The 25078-nt window shown below is 63.6% G+C and carries 38 protein-coding genes, 1 tRNA gene and 1 pseudogene; 20 read left to right on the forward strand and 20 right to left on the reverse strand.

Annotated features, from left to right (window positions below):
• The first annotated feature begins 16 nt into the window (after positions 1-16).
• Positions 17-304 (forward strand): hypothetical protein, encoded by a 288-nt coding sequence (locus Q0743_RS21210; RefSeq protein ID WP_298243432.1) that lies wholly within the window; start codon positions 17-19, stop codon positions 302-304.
• A gap of 107 nt (positions 305-411) precedes the next feature.
• Here Q0743_RS21210 and Q0743_RS21215 read toward each other — a convergent pair whose 3' ends face one another.
• The 7 genes from Q0743_RS21215 to Q0743_RS21245 form a co-directional block, all read right to left on the reverse strand.
• Positions 412-792: a hypothetical protein gene (locus tag Q0743_RS21215; RefSeq protein WP_298243433.1), complete on the reverse strand. Its 381-nt coding sequence runs from the start codon at positions 790-792 to the stop codon at positions 412-414.
• Positions 793-802: 10 nt separating this feature from the next.
• A complete protein-coding gene (locus Q0743_RS21220) occupies positions 803-970 on the reverse strand; it encodes a hypothetical protein (protein ID WP_298243434.1) in 168 nt (55 codons plus the stop codon).
• 111 nt (positions 971-1081) lie between these two features.
• On the reverse strand, positions 1082-1216 hold the full coding sequence (locus Q0743_RS21225) for a hypothetical protein (RefSeq protein ID WP_298243435.1): 135 nt from the start codon (positions 1214-1216) through the stop codon (positions 1082-1084).
• Between the two features lie 143 nt (positions 1217-1359).
• Complete coding sequence (locus tag Q0743_RS21230; protein ID WP_298243436.1) at positions 1360-1935, reverse strand: Fic family protein; 576 nt, start codon at positions 1933-1935, stop codon at positions 1360-1362.
• A gap of 10 nt (positions 1936-1945) precedes the next feature.
• On the reverse strand, positions 1946-2146 hold the full coding sequence (locus Q0743_RS21235; RefSeq protein WP_298243437.1) for a hypothetical protein: 201 nt from the start codon (positions 2144-2146) through the stop codon (positions 1946-1948).
• Positions 2147-2364: 218 nt separating this feature from the next.
• Positions 2365-2589: a hypothetical protein gene (locus Q0743_RS21240; protein ID WP_298243438.1), complete on the reverse strand. Its 225-nt coding sequence runs from the start codon at positions 2587-2589 to the stop codon at positions 2365-2367.
• Positions 2586-2819: a hypothetical protein gene (locus Q0743_RS21245; RefSeq protein WP_298243439.1), complete on the reverse strand. Its 234-nt coding sequence runs from the start codon at positions 2817-2819 to the stop codon at positions 2586-2588. Before Q0743_RS21245 ends, Q0743_RS21240 begins: the two co-directional genes overlap by 4 nt.
• A 96-nt stretch (positions 2820-2915) precedes the next feature.
• Here Q0743_RS21245 and Q0743_RS21250 point away from each other — a divergent pair, with 96 nt between their 5' ends.
• Both Q0743_RS21250 and Q0743_RS21255 read left to right on the forward strand, forming a co-directional pair.
• A complete protein-coding gene (locus Q0743_RS21250; RefSeq protein WP_298243440.1) occupies positions 2916-3107 on the forward strand; it encodes a DUF3072 domain-containing protein in 192 nt (63 codons plus the stop codon).
• A 58-nt stretch (positions 3108-3165) separates the two neighbouring features.
• Positions 3166-3318: a hypothetical protein gene (locus Q0743_RS21255; RefSeq protein WP_298243441.1), complete on the forward strand. Its 153-nt coding sequence runs from the start codon at positions 3166-3168 to the stop codon at positions 3316-3318.
• 46 nt (positions 3319-3364) lie between these two features.
• Here the strand turns inward: Q0743_RS21255 and Q0743_RS21260 are convergent, their stop codons facing one another.
• Together Q0743_RS21260 and Q0743_RS21265 are read right to left on the reverse strand one after the other, a co-directional pair.
• Positions 3365-3628 (reverse strand): hypothetical protein, encoded by a 264-nt coding sequence (locus tag Q0743_RS21260; protein ID WP_298243442.1) that lies wholly within the window; start codon positions 3626-3628, stop codon positions 3365-3367.
• Positions 3628-3828 carry a hypothetical protein gene (locus tag Q0743_RS21265; RefSeq protein WP_298243443.1) on the reverse strand — a complete coding sequence of 67 codons (201 nt, stop codon included), beginning with the start codon at positions 3826-3828 and terminating at the stop codon, positions 3628-3630. Before Q0743_RS21265 ends, Q0743_RS21260 begins: the two co-directional genes overlap by 1 nt.
• 164 nt (positions 3829-3992) lie before the next feature.
• Between Q0743_RS21265 and Q0743_RS21270 the strand changes: the two genes are divergently transcribed.
• The gene (locus Q0743_RS21270; RefSeq protein WP_298243444.1) at positions 3993-4301 is read left to right on the forward strand and encodes a type II toxin-antitoxin system RelB/DinJ family antitoxin; all 309 of its coding nucleotides are present in this window, start codon (positions 3993-3995) and stop codon (positions 4299-4301) included.
• Positions 4298-4591, forward strand: a pseudogene (locus tag Q0743_RS21275) (type II toxin-antitoxin system RelE/ParE family toxin). Before Q0743_RS21270 ends, Q0743_RS21275 begins: the two are co-directional and overlap by 4 nt.
• A 922-nt stretch (positions 4592-5513) precedes the next feature.
• Here the strand turns inward: Q0743_RS21275 and Q0743_RS21280 are convergent.
• Positions 5514-5681 (reverse strand): hypothetical protein, encoded by a 168-nt coding sequence (locus Q0743_RS21280; RefSeq protein ID WP_298243445.1) that lies wholly within the window; start codon positions 5679-5681, stop codon positions 5514-5516.
• 646 nt (positions 5682-6327) lie between these two features.
• On the opposite strand from Q0743_RS21280, the gene Q0743_RS21285 reads away from it, so the two are divergent.
• The gene (locus Q0743_RS21285) at positions 6328-6780 is read left to right on the forward strand and encodes a VOC family protein (protein ID WP_298243446.1); all 453 of its coding nucleotides are present in this window, start codon (positions 6328-6330) and stop codon (positions 6778-6780) included.
• A gap of 290 nt (positions 6781-7070) precedes the next feature.
• Positions 7071-7709 (forward strand): glutathione S-transferase, encoded by a 639-nt coding sequence (locus Q0743_RS21290; protein WP_298243447.1) that lies wholly within the window; start codon positions 7071-7073, stop codon positions 7707-7709.
• Between the two features lie 127 nt (positions 7710-7836).
• Here the strand turns inward: Q0743_RS21290 and Q0743_RS21295 are convergent, their stop codons facing one another.
• The 3 genes from Q0743_RS21295 to Q0743_RS21305 are packed head-to-tail and all read right to left on the reverse strand — an operon-like array spanning position 7837 to position 8561.
• Entirely contained in the window at positions 7837-8004 is a 168-nt protein-coding gene (locus Q0743_RS21295) for a hypothetical protein (protein WP_298243448.1), read from the reverse strand.
• Positions 8004-8249, reverse strand: a complete 246-nt coding sequence (locus tag Q0743_RS21300; protein WP_298243449.1) for a hypothetical protein — start codon at positions 8247-8249, stop codon at positions 8004-8006. Before Q0743_RS21300 ends, Q0743_RS21295 begins: the two co-directional genes overlap by 1 nt.
• A 57-nt stretch (positions 8250-8306) precedes the next feature.
• A complete protein-coding gene (locus Q0743_RS21305; RefSeq protein ID WP_298243450.1) occupies positions 8307-8561 on the reverse strand; it encodes a PilZ domain-containing protein in 255 nt (84 codons plus the stop codon).
• 220 nt (positions 8562-8781) lie between these two features.
• Here Q0743_RS21305 and Q0743_RS21310 point away from each other — a divergent pair.
• The 8 genes from Q0743_RS21310 (at position 8782) to Q0743_RS21345 (ending at position 15525) form a co-directional block, all read left to right on the forward strand.
• Positions 8782-8856 (forward strand) — tRNA-Glu (locus tag Q0743_RS21310).
• Positions 8857-8976: 120 nt separating this feature from the next.
• A complete protein-coding gene (locus Q0743_RS21315; protein WP_298243451.1) occupies positions 8977-9651 on the forward strand; it encodes a hypothetical protein in 675 nt (224 codons plus the stop codon).
• Between the two features lie 214 nt (positions 9652-9865).
• On the forward strand, positions 9866-10492 hold the full coding sequence (locus tag Q0743_RS21320) for a PilZ domain-containing protein (RefSeq protein ID WP_298243452.1): 627 nt from the start codon (positions 9866-9868) through the stop codon (positions 10490-10492).
• Positions 10493-10612: 120 nt separating this feature from the next.
• A complete protein-coding gene (locus Q0743_RS21325; protein WP_298243453.1) occupies positions 10613-11620 on the forward strand; it encodes an acyl-CoA desaturase in 1008 nt (335 codons plus the stop codon).
• A gap of 136 nt (positions 11621-11756) precedes the next feature.
• Positions 11757-11999: a hypothetical protein gene (locus Q0743_RS21330; protein ID WP_298243454.1), complete on the forward strand. Its 243-nt coding sequence runs from the start codon at positions 11757-11759 to the stop codon at positions 11997-11999.
• A 515-nt stretch (positions 12000-12514) separates the two neighbouring features.
• Positions 12515-13555: a PrsW family glutamic-type intramembrane protease gene (locus Q0743_RS21335; RefSeq protein ID WP_298243455.1), complete on the forward strand. Its 1041-nt coding sequence runs from the start codon at positions 12515-12517 to the stop codon at positions 13553-13555.
• Between the two features lie 72 nt (positions 13556-13627).
• The gene (locus Q0743_RS21340; RefSeq protein ID WP_298243456.1) at positions 13628-14206 is read left to right on the forward strand and encodes an HdeD family acid-resistance protein; all 579 of its coding nucleotides are present in this window, start codon (positions 13628-13630) and stop codon (positions 14204-14206) included.
• Positions 14207-14439: 233 nt separating this feature from the next.
• Positions 14440-15525, forward strand: a complete 1086-nt coding sequence (locus Q0743_RS21345; protein ID WP_298243457.1) for a 3-deoxy-7-phosphoheptulonate synthase — start codon at positions 14440-14442, stop codon at positions 15523-15525.
• 56 nt (positions 15526-15581) lie between these two features.
• On the opposite strand, the gene Q0743_RS21350 is transcribed toward Q0743_RS21345, so the two are convergent.
• From Q0743_RS21350 to epmA, 3 genes are read right to left on the reverse strand one after another with little or no spacing between them, the layout of a single operon-like run.
• Positions 15582-15833, reverse strand: a complete 252-nt coding sequence (locus Q0743_RS21350; RefSeq protein WP_298243458.1) for a hypothetical protein — start codon at positions 15831-15833, stop codon at positions 15582-15584.
• Between the two features lie 38 nt (positions 15834-15871).
• Positions 15872-16966, reverse strand: a complete 1095-nt coding sequence (locus Q0743_RS21355; protein ID WP_298243459.1) for a lysine-2,3-aminomutase-like protein — start codon at positions 16964-16966, stop codon at positions 15872-15874.
• Positions 16963-18015, reverse strand: coding sequence for an EF-P lysine aminoacylase EpmA (gene epmA, locus Q0743_RS21360; RefSeq protein WP_298243460.1), 1053 nt, complete (start codon positions 18013-18015; stop codon positions 16963-16965). The genes Q0743_RS21355 and epmA overlap by 4 nt, the downstream gene beginning before the upstream one ends.
• A gap of 162 nt (positions 18016-18177) precedes the next feature.
• Between epmA and efp the strand changes: the two genes are divergently transcribed.
• The 3 genes from efp to Q0743_RS21375 all read left to right on the forward strand — a co-directional run bounded on the left by efp (position 18178) and on the right by Q0743_RS21375 (position 21461).
• Complete coding sequence (gene efp, locus Q0743_RS21365; RefSeq protein ID WP_097662692.1) at positions 18178-18744, forward strand: elongation factor P; 567 nt, start codon at positions 18178-18180, stop codon at positions 18742-18744.
• Positions 18745-18768: 24 nt separating this feature from the next.
• Positions 18769-20391, forward strand: coding sequence for a M23 family peptidase (locus Q0743_RS21370; protein ID WP_298243461.1), 1623 nt, complete (start codon positions 18769-18771; stop codon positions 20389-20391).
• 83 nt (positions 20392-20474) lie between these two features.
• The gene (locus tag Q0743_RS21375; protein ID WP_298243462.1) at positions 20475-21461 is read left to right on the forward strand and encodes a DUF808 domain-containing protein; all 987 of its coding nucleotides are present in this window, start codon (positions 20475-20477) and stop codon (positions 21459-21461) included.
• Between the two features lie 42 nt (positions 21462-21503).
• On the opposite strand, the gene Q0743_RS21380 is transcribed toward Q0743_RS21375, so the two are convergent.
• Positions 21504-22007 carry a cupin domain-containing protein gene (locus Q0743_RS21380; protein ID WP_298243463.1) on the reverse strand — a complete coding sequence of 168 codons (504 nt, stop codon included), beginning with the start codon at positions 22005-22007 and terminating at the stop codon, positions 21504-21506.
• Positions 22008-22028: 21 nt separating this feature from the next.
• A complete protein-coding gene (locus tag Q0743_RS21385; RefSeq protein ID WP_298243464.1) occupies positions 22029-22508 on the reverse strand; it encodes a carboxymuconolactone decarboxylase family protein in 480 nt (159 codons plus the stop codon).
• A gap of 54 nt (positions 22509-22562) precedes the next feature.
• Here Q0743_RS21385 and Q0743_RS21390 point away from each other — a divergent pair, with 54 nt between their 5' ends.
• The gene (locus Q0743_RS21390; RefSeq protein WP_298243465.1) at positions 22563-23084 is read left to right on the forward strand and encodes a MarR family winged helix-turn-helix transcriptional regulator; all 522 of its coding nucleotides are present in this window, start codon (positions 22563-22565) and stop codon (positions 23082-23084) included.
• A 68-nt stretch (positions 23085-23152) separates the two neighbouring features.
• On the opposite strand, the gene Q0743_RS21395 is transcribed toward Q0743_RS21390, so the two are convergent.
• Positions 23153-23404, reverse strand: a complete 252-nt coding sequence (locus Q0743_RS21395) for a hypothetical protein (RefSeq protein WP_298243466.1) — start codon at positions 23402-23404, stop codon at positions 23153-23155.
• 61 nt (positions 23405-23465) lie between these two features.
• Entirely contained in the window at positions 23466-23720 is a 255-nt protein-coding gene (locus Q0743_RS21400; protein WP_298243467.1) for a hypothetical protein, read from the reverse strand.
• A gap of 125 nt (positions 23721-23845) precedes the next feature.
• Between Q0743_RS21400 and Q0743_RS21405 the strand changes: the two genes are divergently transcribed.
• Positions 23846-25075, forward strand: a complete 1230-nt coding sequence (locus tag Q0743_RS21405; protein WP_298243468.1) for a lytic murein transglycosylase — start codon at positions 23846-23848, stop codon at positions 25073-25075.
• Positions 25076-25078 lie beyond the last annotated feature (3 nt).

Here is a 25078-nt window from a genome sequence, read left to right on the forward strand (position 1 = left end):
CCAACAGGAGTTTGCAATGAAGAAGATCATGATCGCTACTGCCGCGCTCGGTCTCATGTGCGGCTCGGCTTTTGCGCAGAGCCAGACCGGTCCTGCGCCGCAGTCCAACAACATGCAGAAGCCCGGCATGAGCAGCACGGACAAGGGCTCGATGAACCAGGGCACGACCGGCATGAGCAATGACGGCATGAACAAGGGCGGGATGAGCAAGGGCGGTATGATGAAGCCCGACGCGTCCGGCCAGGGTGGCTCCGGCCCGGGCAGCGATCAGGGCGGCACGAAGACCCACAGCAATATGAAGTAAGCCGCGTTGTTGGCCGCTTCTCATTTGGGCCGCGCCGCTTCCAAGGGAGCGGCGCGGTTGCGTTGTGCCGGCGCCGCATGTCCCTCACGCGAGCCTTTGATCGCCGACTAGCCGCGCAGCCGGTTGACGATTTGAAGCGGGATCCAGCAACCCGCCACCATCAGGATCGCGATCACGACAACGAGGACGTATTTCAGCGGATCTTGCGACGAGGCGAGCGAGCCTCCGAGATGGAGATGCGGGAGGATCGTCTCCATGGCCATTCCGATCACGGCGATCGCCGTCAGGCCGCCAAGGATTGATACGAACAGGTTGACGATCCATCCGAGCGCCCCGCGTCGGTTCGCCCAGGCCTCGTCAATCGCAACCGCCAGCGTCACGACGACGAAGACCAGCATGAAGCTCATCGAGCCGCCGACGCTCGACGTCGGGCCGAAGACCTCGAGCAGCAGCATGGCCGCCACTGCAAGCAGTGTGATCGTCTTCATCGCGCTTCCCTCATCCGTGCCCCAGCAGCAACACCGCAGAGCCGATCACGATGCAGCCAACGCCCAAGACGGCCGTCGCGATCTCGACGGCGTTCTCCAGGCCGAAGAGCCTGACCACGGCGCTCCATGCGGCCGACAGCAGAATGTCCACGATCGCGCCGAGCAGGGCTTGAAGCATGAGAATTGGTCGTGCCGGCGGAGTTGGGGTTCAACCGCGTTCCTCGCAGATGACGGGACCGGTTACCGCTTCGAACCACGATGTCGAAGACCACCGTGACGGAAAGATCCATCAGGACTTCCTCAGCACGATCGCGCCGACGCAACCGCCCACTGCCAGGAGAACGAAGAGCGGCGCGCTGAGATATCCGCCGCGCACAGCCTCAAGGCTGGCGAGAACAAGCAAGGCGATCGCGGCGTAGCGCATGACACACTCCTTTCGTCGGGAGCGTGCCGATATCGGCGTGCCAGCGCCGTGACCGGCGTCACGGTTTGGCTGAAGCAAACACGCCGCCTGCTCAACCAGGCCTCGTCTATCACGGCAGTCTAGATCCCTGCCGTCGCCCCGCGTTAGGCTGTGACGAGGTCAGCTATGATCAGGGCCAAATCGGTTTCATCCCCGTCGAAACTCGCAATCATGGCATTCAGCATGGCATCAGGGTCGAGCCTTTCCAGATCGAGCGGATGGCCGGCATGCTCAGCCAACATCGCAAAGGACGACAGTTGAGACCGCCCGTTTCCTTCACGGAATGCGTGGATGACGTTCAGTTCAGAAAGGAAATGCGCACCTTTCGCTGCGAACTCGGTTGCGGGCAGATCTCCGAAGAACTGGTTGGGCCTCAATTCTTCAAAAAGCTTGGTCGCCTGGGCACCGATATGTTCAGGGAAGCAAAATGGGCTACCTTGCTTGGAGATGCGGACCGTTCGCGGTGTCCCTGCCCATTCGTAGACGTCCTGGAAAAGATGATGATGAACCGCGCAGTAGTGAGCGAAATCCAACCCTCCTTCGGGCAACGGCTCGGTCGATCGAGCGCTCGAAATTTCGGCTTCGAAATCATCAAGCTGCCCCTGGTCCCTCAGGTCGAGCTTGTTAACGAGAACAGTGGAATTTTCGTAGGTATAGGGATCGTCAACCGCATCGTACATGCGATTGCGCTTAGCTCTTGCGGTAGCTACGCAAGATTGTGCGGCGATACTCTTCCGCGGAGAGGCCCTTGGCGGCGGCTTCGGCGGCCCTTTTCGTCATCGCCGGCTTCAGCCGAATGCCTTCGACCGCGCTGATCTTCGCAAAGCTGGCGCGACCAATTACGAAGCCGCCCTGGTCAGTCTTTCCAGTCTGTCGTTTTTGCTTTGCCATTGGCTGAATTTATCACGTTCTCGTCGTTTTGCCCACGCCCTCCAATTTCGTATCTGGCGAGCCCTGCACTCGGCATTGCAAGCCTGAATCGACCGACTCCCGACGAATGAGGATCGTCCCAAAATGCGCCGCCGCCTGGGCAAGGCACCTCTTCTACAGTCCTGCGCTTTAGCAGTCCCGAGGCATCCACCGTTCGGGCTTCTCCGCGCCGCGCTCCCTTAAGGAAGCTCCTCCGCCTTCCGACTGTCACCAATCGAGACCGGCTTGTTCAAAAAATACTCGCGGTTGCCGGTGGCGGCCTCAGCATATTGGTCGATCGCCACGATGATGGCCTGGACGTGGGCATAGCACCACCCTTCCCGCGTCGCCCTGCGGCGCACGTCCTCGAGCGCAGCGAGGAAGGGCGACAGCTCTCGCTCGTCGTCGAACCACCGCCTGCTCACCACGTCCTCCCGCCGAGCACCCGGCCCTTGGCCGCACGCGGCTGCGCCGCCTTCAGCGCGTCGCGCTCAGCGCAAAGACTTTCGACCTTCGCTTCCATCCGCGACAGCAGCGCTTCGGCCGAAGCCGTGCCGATGCCGGCGCGCTGCAGCTGAAGGATCTCCTTCCTCTGCCGGCCCATCTGGATGCGCATCCGTTCGATCTCCCGCCTGAGATAGTCCAGGTCCGGCATTGTTCTGCCTCGCGAATTTTGACTGCGGCCCATGAGAACAAAAACGGAACGATAAGTCGAGTCCGACATTTTACGGAGACGAAAAGGAGATGCGCGATGGCCGACAACACCCAGAAGAATCCCAAGGATTGGGTTTCCGGAGACGATCCGATGACCGGAGCCCAGGAATCCTACCTCAAGACCCTCACTGAGCAGGCGCACGAAAGCCCGCCCGAGGACGAACTGACCAAGGCCGAGGCCTCCGAGCTGATCGACAAGATGCGGCAAAAAGCCGGGTTGAAGGACTGACCCACCCAATTGCGGGAGCCCGGCGTCGTGTGTATGCAAACGAAATTGGGAATCGGAAATGCCTTATTTCGTTTGCGCCCGCGACGGTGCCGGGCAGATCGTCTTGAAGCGTGAGACCAGGGAAGCGGCGGAGAAGAAGGCCGCCGAGCTCCGCGACATGGGCTATTTCGAGGTCGAGATCGTCGCGAAGGGTGAAGAGAAGGCGGCGTGAAGCTGGTCTGATCCGCCTTCGCGCTCCTCACATCGGAGCCGGCTCGTCATCCTTCCCTCAGCACTTTCAAAGCGCTGAGAATGGCGAAAGCGCCCAGACCATAGGTCAGTGCGTTCACAACCCAGCAAATGGCGATGCCGAGGAAGCTGGATCCTCCGACCGCTCCCCAGAAGAAATACGCGGCGCTGATGCCCGGCCACTCCAGCGAGAGCAACGCGAAGTCGGTCAGCGGCTCCAAGACAAGGAGCACCGTCGAGATGAGCGCCCCGACGGCCAATGCGATAACGATGTTCGTGCTCACGGACGGCATCAAAGACCCAGCAGGCCGGCGATAGCAGGAATGAGGAAGAAGGCAGCGGCCCCGAGCATGAGACCGACGAGAATGCGTGCCGTGCGGCTGTGAATCTTGGTATCCAGCCACGCACAGATGGCCACCGCAGCCTGTCTCAGCCAGCTCCCCAGGAGGGCCCTGACGAGATCAAACAGGAGTTCTGCAACGAATGCGGCCATGGCGCTTGGTCGGCGCCGCAGCTGGCAGGGTTCATGAGGCGGTCATCGCGGCGTCTCGATCACCACCGCGAGCCGCCACTGCGACAGGCACCGCAACGCTCAGCGCCGACGCTTGCGCCCGTCATTCAATTGAATTACAATACCATATCGCACCGGAGGCGAACATGGCCGCAAATGCCCTTGTCCAGACCCGCATCGACGCTGACGTCCGTGATCGCGCCTCCGCCGTCCTTGAGGAGATGGGGCTCACGGTATCGGACGCGGTCCGCATCCTGCTGACCAGAACCGCCAATGAGGGCGCGCTTCCGCTCGAACTCCTCACGAACAGCAAAGCTCATGACGACTGGTTTCGCGCGAAGGTCCTGGAGGCGTTGAACGATACCCGCCCCGATGTCTCGGACGAACAGGCTGAAGCGCATTTCGCAAAGCGTCGCGCGGCGGCTCGGCGCAGGGCGGACCAACCAAAGTCGTGAAGCTCTTCTGGTCCGCCTTCGCACTATCGGACCGCGATGGCATCTTCACCCACATCGAGGCTGAAAATCCTTGAGCGGCGATCATGGTCGATGAGCGGATCGCCGCGGCGGCGCGTCGACTTGTCGAGTTTCCCGAGAGTGGGCGTCCCGGCCGTGTCGCCGGCACACGCGAGCTTGTCGTTGTTGGCACGCCGTATGTCGCGGCCTACACCATAACGGAAAGCTCGATCCGGATATTGCGCGTCCTGCACGGCGCCCAGAAATGGCCCGATGAGCTTCCTGAAGATTGAGGCTGTTGAGCCGCATAAGCTCCGCCAATTATAGCGCGAGGTGCTTCACCTCTGCTTCGGTCAATGCTTGGCAGGCAGCATAAATTGAATGCACTGTGGCAGTAATTCCTAGCTGATAGTCTAGCATAGTGACTGCGACTGCTCTTGCTACGTAGAACGACGGAAAATCAACCAAAGGGGGTCTTTCATGCGCTTCAAACCTGACAGCTTAGCCGGTCCGCGGTCGTCGAAGTCTCGTGTCAGCGTTGATGAAGAATACAAATTCGTTTCGTCACAAGTAAAAGAGCACAATGCTCGGATAATGGAAGCATTCAAGCTCTACATTCAGTTGATTACACTGGTAGTCGGCGGCTCATCCTACCTAAGCATCATGCCTAACGGGCCGTCGTCCGCGCGACTTCAGCAATTCGCTACTCTCGCGGACGCGCTTGTTGCCTTTATCACGTTAATTGCACTGTTGATGGTCGCAGAGAACCTTCGAGGGTGGTTCGGCTATCGAATGGCTCAGTCTCGGTTGGCCGGGTTGGACATTAGCGGCAATCCTCATATCCCGCGGCCACGTAGATTCCGAGCGTCCGTCTTGGAAGGAGCTCTAATGTTGGCAATGATAGTCGCCGCCGCGGGCTTTCATGTCTTCAATCCCTTGAGGATGACCTAGAAGGACGATCTTGAAATTTATGAGTTCTCAGATTTCGGTGACAGTGCACAAAACCCAACCGACTCGTTTGAGTTGAATGCACTGTCACCGAAATCCGCCCAATTACAGGACAGCACTCGCCGTAACTCATAAATTGAAATGAGTGCGTAGGATGGGTTGAGCGGGAGCGAAACCCATCGAGGACCTTATTGCGCGACGGAACATGATGGGTTTCGCAAGTGCTCTACCCATCCTACGAGCTAACGTTGATCGTCAGGCTGCGGCTCAGACCGGCGCAACAGAATAATCGGCTTCATCGAGGAATTCTTCGACTTCGCTTTTCCAAAACTCTTGGGACTTAGGCGCATCGCTCACTTTCGGAGCGACGATTTCCTCGACGATCACCGTGACGCGGTAATCACGCGTAACAACCACTTTCTTTTCCGAAGACATAAAACGCTCCTGGGTGAAGTGACACCTAGGGCATATCCACGAATCGTATCTGCTTCGCTAGTGTAAATTGCGGCTATGCACATCTAATCCACGTCAAGAATTTCCTGGGAGATAGTTTCACGTGAAACTCTAAGGCCTTAGCCTGTGGATGAAATGTATCCTTGTGGATAAGCGGGAAAACCGAAGATTTCTGTTGCGAGTCCGCGAAGCACCTATGCCATTACGGCGGCCATGCCGACTGCAAATGCGATCATTCATCCCACCAATGCTTGGTATCGCGTGTCCCCGCCCACAGCGCGTCACTGTTGCCCGTGAGCTGTTTGGCATAGGCATCGACCGCCGCTCGACCCGCGCTCCTACTCTTTCCGACTCAGCCAAATGCTCTTTCTGGCGCACGACGACGTTGTCAGCGAGCGTCTGAGTGACCTTATCTCTCAACGTCGCAAGTTCTTCGATGGGGAGAGATTCGATTTGCAGGGCGCGATAAGGCTCGCGAACGGTTGAGAACGCAAAGGGCACATCGGTTCTTTTAGTCGCCCGCAAACCGCCCGCAATCCCTGCCCTTTGCCGTGATTTTCTGCTATTCAGTGCTCGTCATGCGGAAACGGGCAAACAATCCCGAAACGCTCTCAAGGAGATAAGAAAAATGCGTTACCTCCACACCATGCTGCGCGTGCGCAATCTCGACGTCGCGCTGAAATTCTATGTTGATGCTTTCGGCTTGAAGGAGGTGCGGCGGATCGAGAACGACAAGGGGCGCTTCACGCTGGTGTTCCTGTGCTCGGCGGACGATCTCGAGGCGCTGAAGAAGCAGCCGCCGACGCGCGGCGCGCCGCTGGTCGAGCTCACCTGGAATTGGGACGAGGAGAAGTACGGCGAGGATCGCTTCTTCGGCCATCTCGCCTATGAGGTCGACGACATCTACGCCACCTGCGAGAAGCTGCAAAAGGCCGGCGTCACCATCAACCGCCCGCCGCGCGACGGCAACATGGCGTTCGTGCGCTCGCCGGACCTGCATTCGATCGAACTGTTGCAGAAGGGCGATCCGAAGCCGCCGCAGGAGCCGTGGGCCTCGATGCCCAACACCGGCCACTGGTAGGCTCGAAACGCTGGAACAAGCCCTCCCCGCCCGCGTTCACTCTCCGACAATGCGATTGGAGGAGGAAATCATGGGACGCGGAATTCTGTTGTGGCTGCTGGGCGTGCCGATCCCGGTGATCATTCTGTTGTGGCTGTTCTTCGGCCACTGACGTCAGGTTTGATCTTGCAGCGAAAGCTCCGCCCCGGGCGGAGCTTTTTGCATGAGGGGCGCGCGACAATCGCACATCGCTCCGACGTGCGAATTCCGCTATCACCCGCGACAAACGCCAAGGCCGCGGGAGACACTTCATGCCTGACACCAAGCTGACGATCTGGGGCCGCGCCAATTCGGTCAACGTGCAGAAGGTGCTGTGGTGCCTGACCGAGCTTGGCCTCGCTTACGAACGCATCGACGCCGGCATGAGCTACGGCAGGACGCGCGAGGCCGAGTATCTGGCGATGAACCCCAATGCGCGGATCCCGACCCTGGTCGAGGACGACTTCGTGCTGTGGGAATCCAATTCGATCATGCGCTATCTCTGCCTCGCGCATGGACGCGGCACGCCGATCTATCCGGAGGCACCGAAGCAGCGCGCCTCGGTCGACCGCTGGCTCGACTGGACGCTGTCGACGGTGCAGCCGGTCGACCGCCCGGTGTTCTGGGGCATCGTGCGCACGGCGCCCGCCGAGCGCGACATGATCCAGGTGCAGCGCGATGCCGATGCCGCCGCCGAGGTCTGGGCCATCGCCGACCGCCTGCTCTCCTCGCGCCGCTTCATGGAGGGCGATGCGTTCACGCTCGCCGACATCGCGCTCGGCTCCTATGCCCGGCGCTGGCTCGGCGTCGAGGGCATCTCCCGCCCGGCACAGCCGCATCTGACCCGCTGGCTCGCCGAGCTCGGTAAACGGCCCGGCTTTGCACAACATGTCGCACCGCCGATGTCGTGAGGGGGCGGCGCCGCTCAAGCTGTGCTGAGAGCGCGGTGAATCCGTGTTTCGGCGCAAGCCGGTTGCGTCACCTCGGCGCTTGACGGCTACTGTGCATGGGGTTGTTTTCGCGTTTTTTGCTGTCGGCCTAGCGCCAACCGCGCTCGACCAGCAGGACGCAGGCGATCAGCACCAGCGTCACCGCTGCGGTCGCCAGCCGCGCCGTCCAGCTGAGGCCACGGCCGACCCACCACAGCAGCGCGCAGTACATCAGCACGGGAACAATGAGATCGAGGCGCAGCAGATCCGCCGGCATCAGCGCCTCATGGTGGTGTCGACGCTGATCGAGCCGCCGACCTTGACGCAGGTGCCGGTGCCCTCGACCATGACGAAGCGCGGACCGTAGGAGGCGCATGAGCCCGCGCGTGCCTTGGGGGCCGCGCCCTTCAATGGAACGGTCGTGCCCGCCTTCGGCCGTTCCGCAGGCGGCAGGCGCAGGGCCTCCGCCGCGACGGCGGATGTGGTCAGCATCGAGATCAGGATGAGAAGCGGCAGACGCATGGCGGCGTTCTAGCCCGACCGGACATCGCGCGCCATTGGGCCTGCCGTCACCAGCGATCAGATGAACTTGATGCCGGCCGATTTGCCGCGGCGCCATACCACCTGGCAGCTCCGCCCGGTGCGCGCATCGCGTGCGAAGGCAAGCCGGATCAGGCCCGGAAGCTGGCTGGCGTCCTCGTCCAGCGTGATCTTGGCGCCCGAATCCGAAATATCCTGGACCAGGCAATGCCGCGCGGCGAAGCCGCCGTCGAGCGTGATCCAGGCGTGCTGCGACAGCAGCTTGCGGGCTGCGCGCTTTTTCGGCGGTGGCATTGGAAATCTCCCAGTCCAGCGCTACTCAGGGAACCCTAAGAAACCGTTGAAATCGCCCCCAGTTCTCCCGGGGGGCAACACTGTCCACCGGACCCAAAAGACCGTCCCGAACGGCTTGCCGGGAGCCAGAAAGGCCACTATACGTTCGCCCGCTGCAAGCCGCCGGGCCCTGTTCGGCCGGCCAGTGGCCGTGCCGGAATAACGGCAGGGCCCTGCGTTTGCTCCCTTCGTCTATCGGTTAGGACGCCACCCTTTCACGGTGGAGAGAGCGGTTCGATTCCGCTAGGGAGCGCCAGCGCGCACGCAAAACGGCAGCCATGACTAGCCACGGCAGCCCGGCTGGAATTTCGTCGCTCCCTGTGAACCTTGTCGCTGGTCGCCGCCGACCAAGGTCTGTTGGAAGCGGTTCAGGCCCATGGCGCATCGTCACCCCGAAATTGAAGGTTCGTCCGCCGCGCCCGCAATGGCGCCGAGCCTTCCGCCGTGGCTCGGCCATCCTCGTCAGCCTTCATCGGATCGCCGCGCCAAAATGCTGGAGCACATGGCGCGCGCCAGGTCAGGTCCTCAGCATCGGGCGGATCTTGCGCCAACCGCGGCTGTGACGACAGGCAAGAGCCTGAAGGACATCCTCGGCGATGCCATCGGCCACGTCATGCTGTTCGGCGTCATCGCCCTGCTCTTCCAGTCGCGCGTTCCTCTCTATCTCGGCGCGTTTGTCTTTCTGACCGACGGCGAGCGCATTGAACGCGTCCTCGCAATGATCGGTATCCGGCTCGAGTCCGAAACGATCGGCTCCGACATCGTCAAGCGCTTCCCGTTCTGGTTCGGATGGTTTGCGTTGCTCGGTTCGTTGAAGGGCGCCGTCCCCATCTGGCTCGCGCCATGGATGCCCCCAACGGAGTCATTGTCTTCTCTCGCCGGGACAGGACTTCTGCTCGCCGTTGTCGAAGCCTTCTCGTCGCTCGCGATGCGACGCGCATTGCCGCTGTTGGGAACGCAGATCAACCCGAACGGCCTGACATGGACGACGATCCAGTTCGCCATAGCCGTTGGCGCGCTCGCATTGCTGGTGCTGTCCGAGCTTCGCTAGACGTCGCACTGCGCGGTCACCTCATCGCCCTTCGATGACGAGGTTGTGAGCGGCCCGCCAGCAAAAAGGGTCCAAATGCCGCGCTTTTCGCGGCGTGGCCGACGCTCGCATTTACCAGAAATTTACCCCCGCTTTTGAGCGCTGGTATCATTTACTTAGAATTTGACCGCTACCGTGGAAATACGGAAGCGATCCCGAACATCATTGGCACCTTATGTCCGTCGCAGAGTTCCTCAGGCAGCGTGCAGTGGACGTCACCGTGAACGGCAGCTATTCGCTGCCGCGCTGGTACGATTGTGAGGGCAAGCTGCGCAGCTTTGCCTGTCGCACCAAACGCGTCTCGCCCTTCCGCATGATCGTGGACGTCCCTGTTGTGGGCAAGGTCGGCGAGCGCCTGACCTCCTACTTCCAGGACTTCGGCGAATTCCAGTGCACCATCAGCGCGACGCTGAAATCGGGCTTCCTGATGGAGCTCGACATGACGCGGGCGCGGCGCGCCTGGATGTCGGAAAAGCTCACCTGGCTCGAGAAGAAGCAGAAGGATGACAGCATCCAGGAACTGCGGCGCGACGCCCGTTTCGTTCCCCAGGTCTCGCACACCTTCCTGACGCTCGCTGACGGCAGCATCCACCCCTGCTTCATCATCGACGTCTCCACGGCCGGCGTCGCCATATCCTGCGAGTACGACCCGCCGGTGGGAACCGCGCTTGCCGTCGGCGCCTGTGTCGGGCGCGTCATCCGCAAGTTCGACAACGGTTTTGCCGTCAAATTTGCCGAAAAGCAGTCTCGGGACGACCTCGTCCGCCTCATTGTGCGCTCGCCGCTGCAGCAGTCGGCCTGAGTCGGCGGGTCATCCTTAACCGTTTCTTAACTAAACGCTGGAGGTGGGGTCCTTCGCGCGCTAGGGTGTGGTCCAGTACGTCCGCAATCATTGCGGGCCCCGAGTATCGGAAGTCCTGGAATGTCCATCGCTGACGCCGAGTTCGCCCCGGCAGAGACCACGCAGAACGCGTCGATCGCGGCCAGGCCGCAGCTTCCCCCCGGAGTCGTCACCGAAGGACCGTTGGTGCAGGCCAAGCTGCGCGAGAGCTATCTCCTGCTCGGCATCCTCTATGTCGGCGCCGTCGCGGGCATCATCTGGGCCGTCACACAGGGCGTCGGCAAGGTCGAGCTGTTCACCTTCGCCTGGATGTTCGCGTTGACGACGTTCGGCATCGGCGCCGGCATGCACCGCCTGTTCGTCCATCGCAGCTTCCGCACCGGGCCGATCATGCGGGTCTTCTTCTGCGCCATCGCCCAGATGGCGGTGCAAGGCTCGATCGCCAAATGGGTCGCCAACCACCGCCGTCACCATCTCTATGCCGACGACGTCGGCGATCCCCACAGCCCTCAATTCGACGGCTTCGGCAATCGCTATGTCAGCGCGCTCAAGGGTTTCCTGCACGCCCAGGGCAGCTGGGTGTTCGACCAGGCCACCACCGACAACGAATACTACGCCAAGGACATCCTCGCCGACCCGATCGCGATGTTCTTCGTGCGCACGCGCTGGGTCTGGTACGGGATGTCGGCAATCTTCATTCCCGGCGTGATCGGCTACACCTTCGGCGGCGTCCACACCATGATCGGCTGCGTGCTGTTCTCCGGGCTGCTGCGCGCCTATCTGCTGATCCTCACCAGCCAGCTCACTGGCTCGGTCTGTCACGCCTATGGCTATCGCCGCTTCGAGGTCGACGATGCCTCGACCAATGAGTTCGTGACCACGATCCTCACCTTCGGCGAGGGGCTGCACAACAACCATCACCGCTTCCCGCGGGATGCCTATCTCTCCCACGCCTGGTGGGAGATCGATCTCAACGGCCTGATCATCCTGGGCATGGAAAAGATCGGACTCGTCCACGACGTCTTCCACGCCTCGCACCGTCAGCTGGAGCTGGCGGCCGAAGCGGAGGCGGCCACGACGGCGCGCTAAGCCGGCAGGCAGCGGCCGCCTCCCGGCCGTCTTGCCTCCGCATCGCCGCCCTATCGCGGCCCCATTGCGGGATCAGCTTTTGCACGTCCGCGCCTCACGCCGGACGTCATTGGCGGACTTGCGATCGGGGGACCGGATGGCAGTCAACAAGATCACCTGGGACAGGGTCGGCCGGGTCTCCGAGCCCGGGCGCTACATGTACACGTTCGGCTGGCTCACCATCACCGCCGGCGATCTCGAGATCTGGAGGCTCTACCCCGAGGCCGCCTTCACGCTGCTGGCGCAACCGGGCGAGCCGGATCCATCCCTTGGCGAAGAATTCCATCTCGGCGCCTTCGACGTCGCCCCCGGCGGACCGCCGCCGTTCACCGCGCACTGACGACGGAAAGCGGCGGCGTTTTTCGGGAACGCATGGCATGGGCGTTGCTTTATCAATCCCATGATGCACATCCCCGCCGTCGACCAGGCCTTCCTGCTGCTCCTCATCGTGTTCTGCCTTGGCACGTGCCTCGTACGCGCGTTCTGGGAGCTGGAGCAGGCGCGGATGCGCCGGATCGCCTCGCCGCCTCGTGGACGCCCAACGAACCGCCGTTAGCCGCCCTGTCCGGCGTCGGCGGCCTCAAGGAGACACCTGCGCGGCAGATCGAAGAAACCTCTGCACTTCCTTGATCTGACTTGCCAATCGCGCCCAAACGGATGTCGCACGATCGTTGCCGTGGATGACGAACGAGTTCTGTCATGCAATTGATTGCGCTTGTATTCTACGCCTTCGCGGGCGACGGCAGATGAATGGAAACTGTCGCGCGCGTTAAGCGAGCCGACAGCAACCACATGACACATGGTCGCATCGGTGAATGTAGATAAGCGGACCAAGGGAACCTATTTTCGGCGCCGATGTACCTGATTGAAGCGTTGCCCACCGTCATCGGAACTGCCGCCATCGCCCCGGCGCTGCTGATGCTATGGCTTGTCATCGCCGCTGAAGAGCGCCCCGGCCCGCCCGCCCAGGTCTGGACCGCCTTCCTGCTGGGCGCCGCCAGCATCTCGCTGCTGGGCCTCGCCCGCGCCCCCTTCGCCAAGATGGTCGCCGCGCCCGACAACCCCTGGGCGGCGCTGGCCATGCATTCGGTCTTCGGCGTCGCGCTGCCCGAGGAAGCCGTCAAGGTGATCGCCATTGTCCTGATCTCCTCGACCAAGCGGCGGACCTTTGCCAACCCGATGGACACCGTGGTCTATGGCGCCGCGGTCGGCCTCGGCTTCGCCGCTTATGAGAACCTCGCCTATCTGGTTCAGCACGCCGAGATGTGGCGCTCGCTGGCCGCCTTGCGCAGCGTGCTGACTGTGCCGTTCCACGGCGCGCTCGGCATCATCGCCGGCGCCTATCTCACGATCGCGCGCGCCGGCACGGCGCTTGGCGCGAACCGCCACCATCGCGATTGGGCCCGCCTCTCCAGCCGCCTCCTGATGCTCGCCGGCCCCCTTGCGCTGCATTCGGCCTTCGACTTTCCGCTGCTGACCCTGCAAAGAATGCCCGATCTCGATCCGACGCTGCGGATGTGGCTGGGGGCTGCGAGCCTGCTGATCGGCTTCAGCTCGATCGCATTCGCGATGCGCCTGGTCAGGCGCGTCGCCCGCCACCATGCGCCCCGGACCGATGTTGCGCGGGAGCGGCTCAGCCAGCTCCGCCGGATGTGGGCGCTGTTGCTGGCCGGCGGCGGAGTCGGCTTTCTCGGCCTCGCCTTCGTGCTGACCTCGATCCATCACTGGTTGATCAATCCCGAGCGCAACCTGACGCTGGCCCTGATCCCGATCGGCTTCGTCTCGATCCTGCTCGGCCTCGCGCTTCTGGTTGTCACGACCGCGATCTACATTCTCGGCCGTAACCGCATCCGCACCAGCGCGGAAGGTTTCTCCTCGGCGCCCGGCAGCGGGTGAGCTCTCGCGGGATGGCGAGCGCGCCGCGCGCATAGTAGATTGAGCGTGGACCTTTCGACCTGGAGCCTGCCTATGACCCCGCCCGATGATCTTTCACGGCTGCAATCCGTCATGAGCCGGACGGTCAAGACGCACTGGAAGGCCTTCCTGTTCGAAGGGATTCTGCTCGTCGTTCTCGGCGTCGCAGCGCTGATCCTGCCGCCGCTCGCGAGCCTTGCGATCGCGATTTTCCTCGGCTGGATGTTCCTGGTCAGCGGCATCGGCGGGCTGATCGTGACCTATTGGGCGCGCAGCACGCCGGGCTTCTGGTGGTCGCTGATTTCGGCTGCGCTCGCCGTGCTCGCCGGCCTGCTGCTGCTGGCCCGACCGATGCAGGCGGTGCTGACGCTGACCATCGTGCTTGGCGCCTACTTCCTCGCCGAGGGCGTCGCCACCATCATGTACGCACTGGAGCACCGCCGCGAATTGAGCAGCCGCTGGTCGTGGCTGCTGATCTCGGGCCTCGTCGACATCGCGATCTCGTTCATGGTGATCACGGGGCTGCCGAGTTCGGCGGAATGGGCGATCGGCATCCTCGTCGGTATCAACCTGCTGTTCGGCGGCGCCAGCCTGATCGGCATGGCGCTGGCGGCGCGCAACAGCAACACCTGAGGCGCCTCGTTGCCTGCCGCGCCGATGGGGGGTGACAAGCCGCCAATGGCGCGCTATATGGCTTGGCATGATCACCGTCGCCACCAGCTATTTTTGGTACTTTAGCTACGACAGCTCGCTGGCGGCAGGAGGATCGCGCTCAATCTGAATATTGAAGCAAACGTCCGAACAAGCCGCCAGACCTGGCGGCTTTTTTATTGGCCGGCAGGTTCTCAAAACGACAGGAGCCCGCCGTGCTGAGCACGACCGACGATCTTCGCATCCGTGAACTGAAAGAACTGAGCACCCCGGAAGAGGTGATGCGGGAGGTCCCGCGCACGCTCACCGCCACGCGCGTTGTGATGGCCGCACGCAACGCCATCCATGCCATCCTGAGCAACCAGGACGACCGTCTTCTGGTCGTCGTCGGGCCCTGCTCGGTGCACGACCCCAAGGCCGCGATCGACTATGCCGAGCGCCTCGCACGCTTGCGCGAGGATCTCGCCGACCAGCTCGAGATCGTGATGCGGGTCTATTTCGAAAAGCCGCGCACCACGGTGGGCTGGAAGGGCCTGATCAACGATCCCGGCCTCGACGGCAGCTTCGACATCAACAAGGGTCTGCGGCTGGCGCGTAACGTGCTGTCGGCGGTGAACAATCTCGGCCTGCCCGCCGGCACCGAGTTCCTGGACATGACGACCCCGCAATACATCGCCGACCTCGTGTCCTGGGCCGCGATCGGCGCGCGCACGACCGAAAGCCAGATCCATCGCGAGCTGGCCTCCGGCCTGTCGTGCCCGGTCGGCTTCAAGAACGGCACCGACGGCAATGTGCGGATCGCCGCGGACGCGGTGAAGTCGGCCTCGCACCCGCATCACTTCATGGCCGTGACGAAACTCGGCCGCTCGGCGATCGCCTCGACCGCCGGCAACGAGGACTGCCACATCATCCTGCGCGGCGGAGCTAAGCCGAACTACGACGCGGCAAGCGTCGCGGCCGCCTGCAACGAGCTGGCCAAGTCCGGCGTCGCGCCGCTGGTGATGGTCGATGCGAGCCACGCCAATTCGAGCAAGAAGCCGGAGAACCAGCCGCTGGTCATGGCCGACATCGCCGGCCAGATCTCCGGCGGCGAGAACCGCATCATGGGCGTGATGATCGAGAGCAATCTCGTCGCCGGCCGCCAGGACGTCGTCCCGGGCAAGCCGCTCACCTACGGCCAGAGCATCACCGACGGCTGCATCGACTGGGCGAGCACGGCGACCGTGCTGGAGCAGCTCGCCGACGCCGTCGAGGTCCGCCGCAACACGCGGCGCGCGGGTCTGCACGAGCGGTCCGCTTAAGGGTGAGCAAATGCGGGCGGGGCGAGTCGTGGCGCCCTGCCCGTAATCGTCATGGTTCAGCAGCCGCGGCAGATGCTCTTGATCTTCTTGTCGAGCGCCTGGTTTTCCTTGCTGAGCGGATCGTTCGGATCGGTAATATTCTTCTCGCTCGGCACGTCCGAGACGCGCGGCTGGCGATGGCCCACGGGCGCCTGCGGTACGGATCCGGAGCTCGCGCCGGTCGACGTCGATCCCTTGGCGCCGGTCTGCGCGATCGCCGTGCCGCCGAGCAAGATCACGAGCGATGCTGCCAGCATGATCTTCTTCATGTCCGATCCTCCATTCTCAAACCGGCGCTTCTCACCGCTCATGTCCCAGGCGGATAGAGATGAACGTCGCCGCAATAGTCGACGATACGATAGCTCGTTTTCGGGTCCGCTTCACGTGCATCGGCTGCGGTATTTTGCTCCGCCGAGACATAGCTCGGCCCCACCGGCGACTTGCCGGCGCCGCCGGGAATATCGATGACATAGTCCGGCTGACACAGCCCTGACACCCGCCCGCGCAACTGCCGCATCAACTCCTGCCCCTCCGCCAGCGTCGTCCGCAGATGCGCGGTACCCGGCGCGAGATCGCCGTGATGCAGATAATAGGGCTTGATGCGGCATTCGACGAAAGCTCGCATCAAATCCGACAGCGCGGCGATGTTGTCATTGACGCCGCGCAACAGCACGGACTGGCTCACCAGCGGAATGCCGGCATCGACGAGTCGCGCGCAGGCGGCGCGCGCCGGCCCGGTCAGTTCGCGCGCATGGTTGGCATGCACGGCGACCCAGGTGGTGGCGCCCTCGACCTTGAGGGCTGCGACCATCTCGTCGCTGATCCGCGCGGGATCGGCCACTGGCACGCGGGTGTGAAGGCGAATGATCTTGACGTGATCGATGGAAGCGAGCTCGGCCATGATCTCGCCCATCCGCCGCGGCGACAGCATCAACGGATCACCGCCGGTCAGGATCACCTCCCAGATCTCGCGATGCGACCGGATGTAATCGATCGCCGCACGATAGGCGTCCTCCGACAGCGCGTTCTCCTTGCCCGGCCCCACCATCTCGCGGCGGAAGCAGAAGCGGCAATAGACCGCGCAGACGTGAACGAGCTTGAACAAGACGCGATCGGGATAGCGGTGGACGATGCCGGATACGGGCGAGTGCGGGTGATCGCCGATTGGATCGGCGTTCTCGCCCGGCTGCATCTCCAGCTCCGCGCCAGTCGGAACGAACTGCCGGGCGATGGGATCGTCCGGATCGGACGGATCGATCAGTTCGACCAGCGTCGGCGTGATGGCCACCGCATAGCGCGCGGCGACGCGTTCGAGCGCGGGCAGCGCAGCCGCCGGCGCCAGACCTTCGGCCACGAGCTCGGCCGGCTCGCGCAATGTCCGTGCAACACTGGTCTTCGTCATTTCTCACCTGCAGGCGGGGTCCACACCACCTGATCAATTCGCGCTGCGCCGCTCGCCAGCATCACCAGCCGGTCGAAGCCGAGCGCGACGCCGCTCGCCTCCGGCATGGCGGCCACAGCGGCCAGAAAGTCCTCGTCGAGCGGATAGGCTTCGCCGTAGCGGCGCTGCTTCTCCGTCATCGATTCCGTGAAGCGTTTTCGCTGCTCCTCGGCATCGGTCAGTTCCCCAAAGCCGTTGGCAAGCTCAACGCCGCACGCATAGACCTCGAAGCGCTCGGCAACCCTCGTATCACCGATCTTGACCCGTGCCAGCGCCGCCTCTGGAGATGGGTATTCGAACAGGATGGTCAAACGCCCCTGCCCCAGCTGCGGCTCGACATGCTCGACCAGGATCTTGCTGAAGATGTCCGACCAGGTGTCATCCTCGGCGACACGGACCTTGCCGCCAGCGGCCTCGGCAAGCGCGGCACGATTACCCTCGCTGCCTGAGATTGTCGACAGCAGGTCGATGCCGGCGAACCGTTCGAAGGCGCCCGCGACCGTCAGCAGCTCGGGCTCGGCGAAGGGATCGGCGGTCCGGCCGCGGAAGGAGAAGGTCCCGATGCCGGTCGCCTGCGCCGCACGGGCGATGACCACCACGGTGTCGGCCATGATGGCGTCATAAGGCGCGCCGGCCCGGTACCATTCAAGCATGGTGAATTCGGGCAGATGCAGGTCGCCGCGCTCGCGGTCACGGAACACCCGGGCGAGCTCGAAAATGCGCGTTTCCCCCGCCGCCATCAGCTTCTTGCAGGCAAATTCCGGCGAGGTCCGCAAATAGCGGCTGATGCGGCTGCCGTCCGGCCGCATCAGCTCGGTCCGGGGGGCGTGCAGATGGGTTTCATTGCCCGGGGAGACCTGCAGGACGGAGGTTTCGACCTCAACGAAGCCCTGCTCGGCGAAAAAGCCCCGTATTGCTCCGGTAATGGCCCCCCGCGCCCTCAGGAAAGGCCGCCGGTCGAGGTGCCGGTCGGGCGACCAGAACGGTGAGATGGGCTTGTCCCCAGCCATTAACCCGCACCCCCGCAGCTCAGCAAAATGCTGGCATCCAACGGCAAAATCAGTATGTTGCGGCCCGAAACGGGCGCCGAGGTCCGATTTGAGGCCCCAAGTCCCCCATCGATTTGACCACGTCCTGGCCGGTGCCGGGCCAAGCAAGCAGGAAATATAGCTTTGAGAGTCATCGCCAGTTCTATTCGCAAGGGCAACGTGATCGAGCAAGACGGCAAGCTCTATGTCGTCGTCAGCGCCGAGAACATCCATCCCGGCAAGGGCACCCCGGTCAGTCAGATCGAAATGCGCCGAATCTCGGACGGGGTAAAGATCTCCGAACGCTACAAGACCACCGACCAGGTCGAAAAGGCCACGATCGAAGAGCGCAACTACACCTTCCTGTATGAAGATGGCGACGGCTTCCACTTCATGAACCCGGAGACCTATGACCAGGTCCAGGTTTCCAAGGACGTGGTCGGCGACGCCGCCGCCTATCTTCAGCCGGAGATGATCGTCAAGCTGTCGGTCCACGACGTCAACGTGGTCTCGCTCGCGCTGCCCCAGCGCGTGACGCTGGAAGTGGTCGAGACCGAGCCGGTGACCAAGGGCCAGACCGCCTCCTCCTCCTACAAGCCCGCGGTGCTCTCCAACGGCATCCGCACCGCCGTGCCGCCGCACATCTCGGTCGGCACCCGCATCGTGGTGATGACCGAAGACGGCTCCTACTCCGAGCGCGCCAAGGACTGACGGGGAACAGAGCGGCCGCAACAGGTGGCGCCGGGGGGCGAGACAGTGGTTGGGAAGGGTTTCCGCTTCGTCTCGCAAGTTCTGGCGTCGCTTTCGCTCCTCCTGACCTCTCCGCTCGCTGCGGATGAATTCCGTAGTCCCTCGCTCACGGCCCTGCGCGTCGACTGGCGCGCAGCGCTCGACCAACTCCGCACCGAGATCGGCAGCCGCCCCCGGGTCGCGGAGGATTTCACCTTCGTCCCTCGCCGGTCGGTGCCGCGCTACGATCCGCGCGCGACGCCCGCGCTGGTGCAGCTCAACGCCGTCTCCTCGCGTTTCTTCACGGGCATCACCCGCAGCTCGGTGCCGGTGCTGTTGCCGTTCGACGCCGCCGCCTACCTCGATACGCAGCGCAGCGGTGCGCCGGCGATGCTCGCGCTGTCGCGCTACCAGGCGGATTTCAATCCCGTCGACATGTTCGATGCCGGCCCTGCCGGCTACAGCGCAACCTTCTCGTTCGAGCCCGGCGCCGGCGACGGCATGCCGGCCCGGGTGTTCGCAAGGCCGGTCGAAGTGCAGATCACGGGCTCTGCGCTCGTTTACGACGTCGCCGACCCCTCAGGCGGCAAGGGCGAGCAGGTCAAGCAGCTCGCGGCGCTCTATCCGGACCTGCGAAAGTTCATCCGCGAGGGCTATGTCCGCTACGCCTTCACGCGCTTTGGCGTTGCCTATGTGGTCTCGATCCAGTGCCTCGACAGCGTCGCCAAGCCGCGGCGGCTCGCCTGCAAGGAAGCCTATCCGGTTGCCGAGCGCTTCCTGAAGGCCCTCCGCGTCGCCGGCGGCCAGCGCACGCGGCCATTGGCGGACATCGCCTCCAACATCCTCGATCGTCCGGCGGAGCGTTCAGCCGACTTCAGCTACCGGCCGAGCGGCGACATCATCCCGAACACCGGCTACCGCAAGCAGGGCGGCCATCCCGACGTGATGGCCTACGCCCAGATCCGTTTTCCGCTCGAAAAGGCCCCGGCCTTCGTGCGCTCGCAATCCTACGGCAAGCGCGACAAGAGCGAGGGTCCGACCGCCTATCCCTGGCGCGACAATTTCTGCGAGTCGCGCAGTTTCGAGGTCTGGCAATGTGGCGGAGGCTACGGCCATCAGGGCGAAGACATCCGCGCCGCGGACTGCCCGCCCCCCGGCGAAGGCCGCGAGCCCTGCGATCCCAAGCAGCGTGCCGTCGTCGCCGTGCGCGACGCGATCGTGATCCGCGGCGCCAAGGACCAGGCCGCGACGCTTCACGTCAACAGCCGCACCGAGCACATCCGTTTTCGCTACATGCACATGAACCCGCAGGCGATGAACGCCGATGGCGTGCTCAACGGCCGCATCGTCACCGAAGGCGAGAAGATCGGCGTGATCTCCAACTATCTCGACCATCCCGCGGGAACGTCGATGCATCTGCATTTCGACGTGCAGGTGTTCACCCGCGACGGCTGGATCTGGGTCAGCCCCTACGTGACCCTGGTCTCCGCCTATGAACGGCTGATCCGCGCCCGCGGCCGCGAGGTCGGCCCGGAGATCGCAGTCACGACCCAGCCGGTCGCCCATGCGCTGCCGGACGACGTCATCAAGCCGGACCTGCGCGAGGGGGCGAGCGGCGAGGAGAATTGACCGCTTGCTCGCTCCACTGAAGAGCGGTGCAAGCGCGTGCAGTCGCGGACACCGCCAGCTCGAACGAAGAAGGGACCGGGTTGATGAGTGTCGGACTGATCGGTCTCCTCGATGATATCGCGGCGATTGCAAAGGTGGCGGCAGCCTCGCTCGACGATGTCGCGGGCCAGGCTGCCAAGGCAGGCACAAAGGCCGCAGGCGTGGTCATCGACGACGCGGCCGTCACGCCGAACTACGTCATCGGTTTTGCCGCGAAACGCGAGCTACCCATCGTCGGCAAGATTGCGGTCGGATCGCTCCGCAACAAATTGCTGATCCTGCTGCCGATTGCCCTGCTGCTCGGCTATTTCCTTCCCGCCGCGGTTACGCCGCTGCTGATGCTGGGCGGAGCCTTTCTCTGCTACGAGGGCGCCGAGAAGGTGCTCGAAGCCGTGATGCCACATCATGCGCACCCCCACGAAGCTCAGCTCCAACCGATTGCGGCGGATGCACGGTCGGTCGAGGACGAGAAGGTCGCGAGCGCCATCAAGACGGATTTCATCCTGTCGGCCGAGATCATGGCGATCACGCTCGCAGCGCTCCCGTCGGGCAGCATCTGGACGCAGGCGCTGGTGCTGGCCCTGGTCGGGTTCGGCATCACGGTCGGGGTCTACGGCGTGGTGGCCCTGATCGTGAAGGCGGACGATGTCGGGCTGGCCCTTGCGCGCCATGACAGCGCCTCAGCCATTGGCGCCGCGATCCGCGCAACTGGACGCGCGCTCGTTCGCTGCATGCCCCCCTTCCTGACCGTGCTGAGCACCATCGGCACGGCCGCGATGATCTGGGTCGGCGGCGGCATCATCCTGCACGGCGTCGAAAAATACGGCCCGCCGGTGGTTGGCCGCATGGTCCACGCCACGACCGAGGCTGCGGCACACGCACTTCCCTCCATTGCTGGTATCGTCGAATGGTTGGTCGAGGCCGCCATCTCAGGCGTGTTCGGACTGATCATCGGCGCACTTGCAATTCCGGCCGTCGAGTACGGTCTCGCGCCGGCCTGGAAACGGCTCAGGCGATCGCGTTCGGCCTGAAACGAGCGAAGCCGACCGGCTTCGCTCCATCCGGACTATCGATCATTCCAAAAGCGTCGTCAGCTGCGCGCCCTCGTCCGCAACGAACACTGCAATCAATTCCGCCGGCTCCGTCATGCTCGCATTCGCCGACACCAGATGCGTCGAGCCCGGTGGCTCGAAGAAGGATTGGCCGACGCCGAACGTCTCGACCGGGCCGCCGCCGAGCTGGGAGCGGATCTCGCCCTTGGTGATGGTGGCGGTAACGGATCCCGCATGACGGTGCGGGCGCGAGAATCCGCCCGGTCCGTAGAATACGCGAACGATCGTGACGCGCTTGCCCGGAACGTTCGGCAAGGCGTAGGAGCCGATCGGCTCGACCTTGTCGAGAGGCGAGCTCTCCGCAGCCGTGGCACAGAGCGGGGCCAGCGCACTCGACACCGTGTCCATGGTCACGGGCAGCGCCTTGCCGATCGCGAGCGCGCAGGCAAGGCCCGCAACAGCGGCCAATGCCATTGCGCGCGACGGCACCGGGCGTTGCGGATTGGCCAAGCTGATTGCTGTCATGACAACCTCCCCTCGTGCTGATCAGGATGCCGCGGCATTCGCGGCCACCGGCCGGGTCGCCGGCGTCCAGCGAAATGCGGCACCAAACCGGTTCCAGACGTTGATCGAGGCCACCGCCGAGGTCAGGTACGTCAGCTCGGTCTCGGAAAATTCGCGGGCAGCCTGCGCGTAGACCTCGTCACTGACGCCGTCGGGCAGGAAAGTGAGTGCCTCGGCCCAGGCCAGCGCGGCCCGCTCGCGCGGCGAAAAGATCGGCGCCTCGCGCCAGACCGCGACCAGATTGAGCTTGTCCACGGGCACGCCGATGCGTTCAGAGAGGAGAATGTGATGCTGCACGCAGAAGGCGCAGCCATTGATCTGCGAGGCGCGCAGCTTGACGAGCTCGAGCAACTGCTTGTCGAGGCCGGCCTTGGCCGCCAGCTGGCCCAGCGCCAGCACCACATCATACGCATCGGGCGCGATCCGCTTGAAATCCTCGTATTCGCTGCGGGCGTGTGACATTGCCGTTCACCTCGTGTTATTATAAGACTGCTTACATCTTATAAGAGCACTTACATGTTGCGCAAGTCGTCCGCCATCACGAGATCGAAATCCCCCGGCAAGACCGCCGGACCTGATGCCGTGCGCGTGCCCGCCCCGGGCGAAGGCAAGCGCGGCGAAGACGGCTATCTCGGTTATCTGCTGCGTCAGGCCCATGCCGCGGTTCGCCTGACGATGGAGCGAACGCTGGCGGATCTCGGCGTGACCTCGCCGCAATTTGCCGTGCTGACGATGCTGAATGCCTATCCGGGGCTATCGGGCGCCGACGTAGCCCGCCTCACCTTCCTCACCCCCCAGACGGTCGGCGTCATCATCCGCAATCTCGAACGCGACGGCGCGATCGTGATGACCCCTCATCCCGTCCACGGCCGCATCCAGCAATGGACGCTGACCAAACGGGGGACGACGCTGCTGACAGCGTGCAGGGAACGCGTGATCGCGCTGGAAAAGCGGCTGGCCGGCGGCCTCGACGCCAAGGCCGAGGCCAGCATCCGCCGCTGGCTCGCCAGCGTCGCAACGGAGCTGCAGGAAGACTAGACGTCGTTTGCGCATGATCTTTCCGGAAAGCCGCCTCGCACTTTTCCGGATCATGCTCCAGGCGAGGATCAGTCGCCGCCCAGCACTTTCTTAACCTCGCCGTCCGGCCACGCCTCGCCCGCCGCGATCACCCGCACGCGGCTTTGGTCCGCACCATTCACCAGCACATGCGAACTCACCCGGTCGCCGCTTGGCTCGAGGTGCAAATCGGTCTCGGGCTTCCAGCTCAGCGTGGTCGCGAGATCGCCGGGAAAGATCTGCCATTGCGATCCGTCATCGAGCTCGACAACGTGGCTTTCCGCATGCGCACGTATCTTCATTCCACCCCGAATTCTCGCTCAAGAGAAACGGCCCCGGCGCTGCCGCCGGGGCCTTGCTGCGTCAGTCGTTGTCGTGATGAATCACGGTCTTGCTGCGATTGCCGAACTCATCTTCCTTCTTGATCACGGTGGTGCGGCTGGACGGCTCGCGCTCCTTGATGACCGTGGTGCGGTCACGCTCGCGAACGCGATAATCCGGAGACTGGCCGACCGTCACGCCGGCGCCGACCGGGCCGACGTGAACGCCGACTTCATCGGCAAACGCGGGAGCTGCGACAGCGGTGACCATGGCAGCGGCAAACAGATATTTCCTCATCGGATCCTCCTCATTGTCCTGCGAAGGGAATGCAGGACTGCGACCTTTTGTTCCGGGGAAAATGACTGTTCCGACCGTTTCAGGAACCGGCTCACATGGCCGCTGTTTCCCGCTAGAATGGCGCCATGAAACACGCTGATTCCTCGCTCCCCCACACCCGCCGCACTCTGCTGAAATCCGCGCTCGGCGCCGCCGCCCTGATCGCGTCACCGGCGTGCGCCCTCGCCGCGCCTCCAGGCTTCGACGAATGGCGCGAGGCCTTTCGCGCGCGTGCGATGGCGAAGGGCATTTCGCCTGCGACCTGGCAGCGCGCGATGGCGCGGGTCGAGCCGGATATGAGCGTGTTCAAGCAGATGCGCAGCCAGCCCGAATTCCACGAGCAGGTCTGGCAATACATCAACCGCCGCGTCTCCGATTGGCGCATCATCAACGGCAGGATCGCACTGAAGAACAACGAGGCGCTGCTCGCGCGCATCGAGCGCGACTTCGGCGTCGAGCGCGGCACGCTGCTGGCCTTGTGGGGCGTCGAGTCCGCCTATGGCGATCCCTTGGTGCAGCAGAACCACATGACGCCGGTGTTTCCCTCGCTCGCCGCACTCGCCTGGAACGAGCCGCGCCGCAAGGCCTATTGGGAGACCGAGCTGATCAACGCGCTGCGCATCGTCGACAAGGGCTGGAGCACGCCGGAGCAGATGCAGGGATCATGGGCCGGCGCCATGGGCCATTCGCAATGGATGCCGGAGGTTTGGCTCAATGTCGGCATCGACTATGACGGCGACGGCAAGGTGTCGCCATTCGGCAAGCCCGACGACGCGCTGGGATCGACGGCCAAATATCTCGTCAATCGCGGCAAATGGCATCGCGGTGAGCACTGGGGCTACGAGGTGCGCGCAGCCGGCAACATGAGCGGCAGCCGCACCTATGCGGCCTGGCAGGCGGCCGGCGTCACCCGCGCCGACGGCCAGCCCTTCCCGCAACTGAATGCATCCGCGCAGATGTGGACGCCGGTCGCGGGCGGACCGACTTTTCTGCTGGGACCGAACTTCTATTCGGTGAAGAGCTACAATCCTTCCATGAACTATGCCCTGGCGATCTGCCACCTCGGCGACCGCTGCCTCGGCGCGCCGCCGTTCATCCAGCCCTTCCCCGGCTCCGAGCGCGCGCTGACGCTGGCCGAGGTGCAGGAGATGCAGACACGCCTGACCAAGGCCGGTTTCGATACCGGCGGTACCGATGGCCGCGTCGGCAACGACACCATGAAGGCAGTCAAGGATTTCCAGCAGCGCGCGGGCATCGCACCGGCGGACGGTTATGGCGGGCTGAAGGTGCTGGCGAAGTTGCGGCAGGGGTCGTAGGCG

Origin of the sequence: uncultured Bradyrhizobium sp. (assembly GCF_936943645.1) — a bacterium.
Classification (GTDB): domain Bacteria; phylum Pseudomonadota; class Alphaproteobacteria; order Rhizobiales; family Xanthobacteraceae; genus Bradyrhizobium.

Bases quoted from the DNA above. Each gene is read 5' to 3' on its own strand.
- epmA (WP_298243460.1), bottom strand. From the start codon at position 18,015: ATGGCTGGGGACAAGCCCATCTCACCGTTCTGGTCGCCCGACCGGCAC.
- Q0743_RS21235 (WP_298243437.1), bottom strand. From the start codon at position 2,146: ATGGCAAAGCAAAAACGACAGACTGGAAAGACTGACCAGGGCGGCTTC.
- Q0743_RS21230 (WP_298243436.1), bottom strand. From the start codon at position 1,935: ATGTACGATGCGGTTGACGATCCCTATACCTACGAAAATTCCACTGTT.
- Q0743_RS21210 (WP_298243432.1), top strand. From the start codon at position 17: ATGAAGAAGATCATGATCGCTACTGCCGCGCTCGGTCTCATGTGCGGC.
- Q0743_RS21305 (WP_298243450.1), bottom strand. From the start codon at position 8,561: ATGCCACCGCCGAAAAAGCGCGCAGCCCGCAAGCTGCTGTCGCAGCAC.
- Q0743_RS21375 (WP_298243462.1), top strand. From the start codon at position 20,475: ATGAGTGTCGGACTGATCGGTCTCCTCGATGATATCGCGGCGATTGCA.
- Q0743_RS21295 (WP_298243448.1), bottom strand. From the start codon at position 8,004: ATGCCGGCGGATCTGCTGCGCCTCGATCTCATTGTTCCCGTGCTGATG.
- Q0743_RS21390 (WP_298243465.1), top strand. From the start codon at position 22,563: ATGTTGCGCAAGTCGTCCGCCATCACGAGATCGAAATCCCCCGGCAAG.
- Q0743_RS21405 (WP_298243468.1), top strand. From the start codon at position 23,846: ATGAAACACGCTGATTCCTCGCTCCCCCACACCCGCCGCACTCTGCTG.
- Q0743_RS21330 (WP_298243454.1), top strand. From the start codon at position 11,757: ATGGCAGTCAACAAGATCACCTGGGACAGGGTCGGCCGGGTCTCCGAG.
- Q0743_RS21250 (WP_298243440.1), top strand. From the start codon at position 2,916: ATGGCCGACAACACCCAGAAGAATCCCAAGGATTGGGTTTCCGGAGAC.
- Q0743_RS21320 (WP_298243452.1), top strand. From the start codon at position 9,866: ATGTCCGTCGCAGAGTTCCTCAGGCAGCGTGCAGTGGACGTCACCGTG.
- Q0743_RS21335 (WP_298243455.1), top strand. From the start codon at position 12,515: ATGTACCTGATTGAAGCGTTGCCCACCGTCATCGGAACTGCCGCCATC.
- Q0743_RS21340 (WP_298243456.1), top strand. From the start codon at position 13,628: ATGACCCCGCCCGATGATCTTTCACGGCTGCAATCCGTCATGAGCCGG.
- Q0743_RS21315 (WP_298243451.1), top strand. From the start codon at position 8,977: ATGGCGCATCGTCACCCCGAAATTGAAGGTTCGTCCGCCGCGCCCGCA.
- Q0743_RS21355 (WP_298243459.1), bottom strand. From the start codon at position 16,966: ATGACGAAGACCAGTGTTGCACGGACATTGCGCGAGCCGGCCGAGCTC.
- Q0743_RS21400 (WP_298243467.1), bottom strand. From the start codon at position 23,720: ATGAGGAAATATCTGTTTGCCGCTGCCATGGTCACCGCTGTCGCAGCT.
- Q0743_RS21300 (WP_298243449.1), bottom strand. From the start codon at position 8,249: ATGCGTCTGCCGCTTCTCATCCTGATCTCGATGCTGACCACATCCGCC.
- Q0743_RS21245 (WP_298243439.1), bottom strand. From the start codon at position 2,819: ATGCCGGACCTGGACTATCTCAGGCGGGAGATCGAACGGATGCGCATC.
- Q0743_RS21350 (WP_298243458.1), bottom strand. From the start codon at position 15,833: ATGAAGAAGATCATGCTGGCAGCATCGCTCGTGATCTTGCTCGGCGGC.
- Q0743_RS21215 (WP_298243433.1), bottom strand. From the start codon at position 792: ATGAAGACGATCACACTGCTTGCAGTGGCGGCCATGCTGCTGCTCGAG.
- Q0743_RS21265 (WP_298243443.1), bottom strand. From the start codon at position 3,828: ATGGCCGCATTCGTTGCAGAACTCCTGTTTGATCTCGTCAGGGCCCTC.
- Q0743_RS21325 (WP_298243453.1), top strand. From the start codon at position 10,613: ATGTCCATCGCTGACGCCGAGTTCGCCCCGGCAGAGACCACGCAGAAC.
- Q0743_RS21225 (WP_298243435.1), bottom strand. From the start codon at position 1,216: ATGCGCTACGCCGCGATCGCCTTGCTTGTTCTCGCCAGCCTTGAGGCT.
- Q0743_RS21255 (WP_298243441.1), top strand. From the start codon at position 3,166: ATGCCTTATTTCGTTTGCGCCCGCGACGGTGCCGGGCAGATCGTCTTG.
- Q0743_RS21280 (WP_298243445.1), bottom strand. From the start codon at position 5,681: ATGTCTTCGGAAAAGAAAGTGGTTGTTACGCGTGATTACCGCGTCACG.
- Q0743_RS21385 (WP_298243464.1), bottom strand. From the start codon at position 22,508: ATGTCACACGCCCGCAGCGAATACGAGGATTTCAAGCGGATCGCGCCC.
- Q0743_RS21285 (WP_298243446.1), top strand. From the start codon at position 6,328: ATGCGTTACCTCCACACCATGCTGCGCGTGCGCAATCTCGACGTCGCG.
- Q0743_RS21380 (WP_298243463.1), bottom strand. From the start codon at position 22,007: ATGACAGCAATCAGCTTGGCCAATCCGCAACGCCCGGTGCCGTCGCGC.
- Q0743_RS21220 (WP_298243434.1), bottom strand. From the start codon at position 970: ATGCTTCAAGCCCTGCTCGGCGCGATCGTGGACATTCTGCTGTCGGCC.
- Q0743_RS21395 (WP_298243466.1), bottom strand. From the start codon at position 23,404: ATGAAGATACGTGCGCATGCGGAAAGCCACGTTGTCGAGCTCGATGAC.
- Q0743_RS21260 (WP_298243442.1), bottom strand. From the start codon at position 3,628: ATGCCGTCCGTGAGCACGAACATCGTTATCGCATTGGCCGTCGGGGCG.
- Q0743_RS21270 (WP_298243444.1), top strand. From the start codon at position 3,993: ATGGCCGCAAATGCCCTTGTCCAGACCCGCATCGACGCTGACGTCCGT.
- Q0743_RS21290 (WP_298243447.1), top strand. From the start codon at position 7,071: ATGCCTGACACCAAGCTGACGATCTGGGGCCGCGCCAATTCGGTCAAC.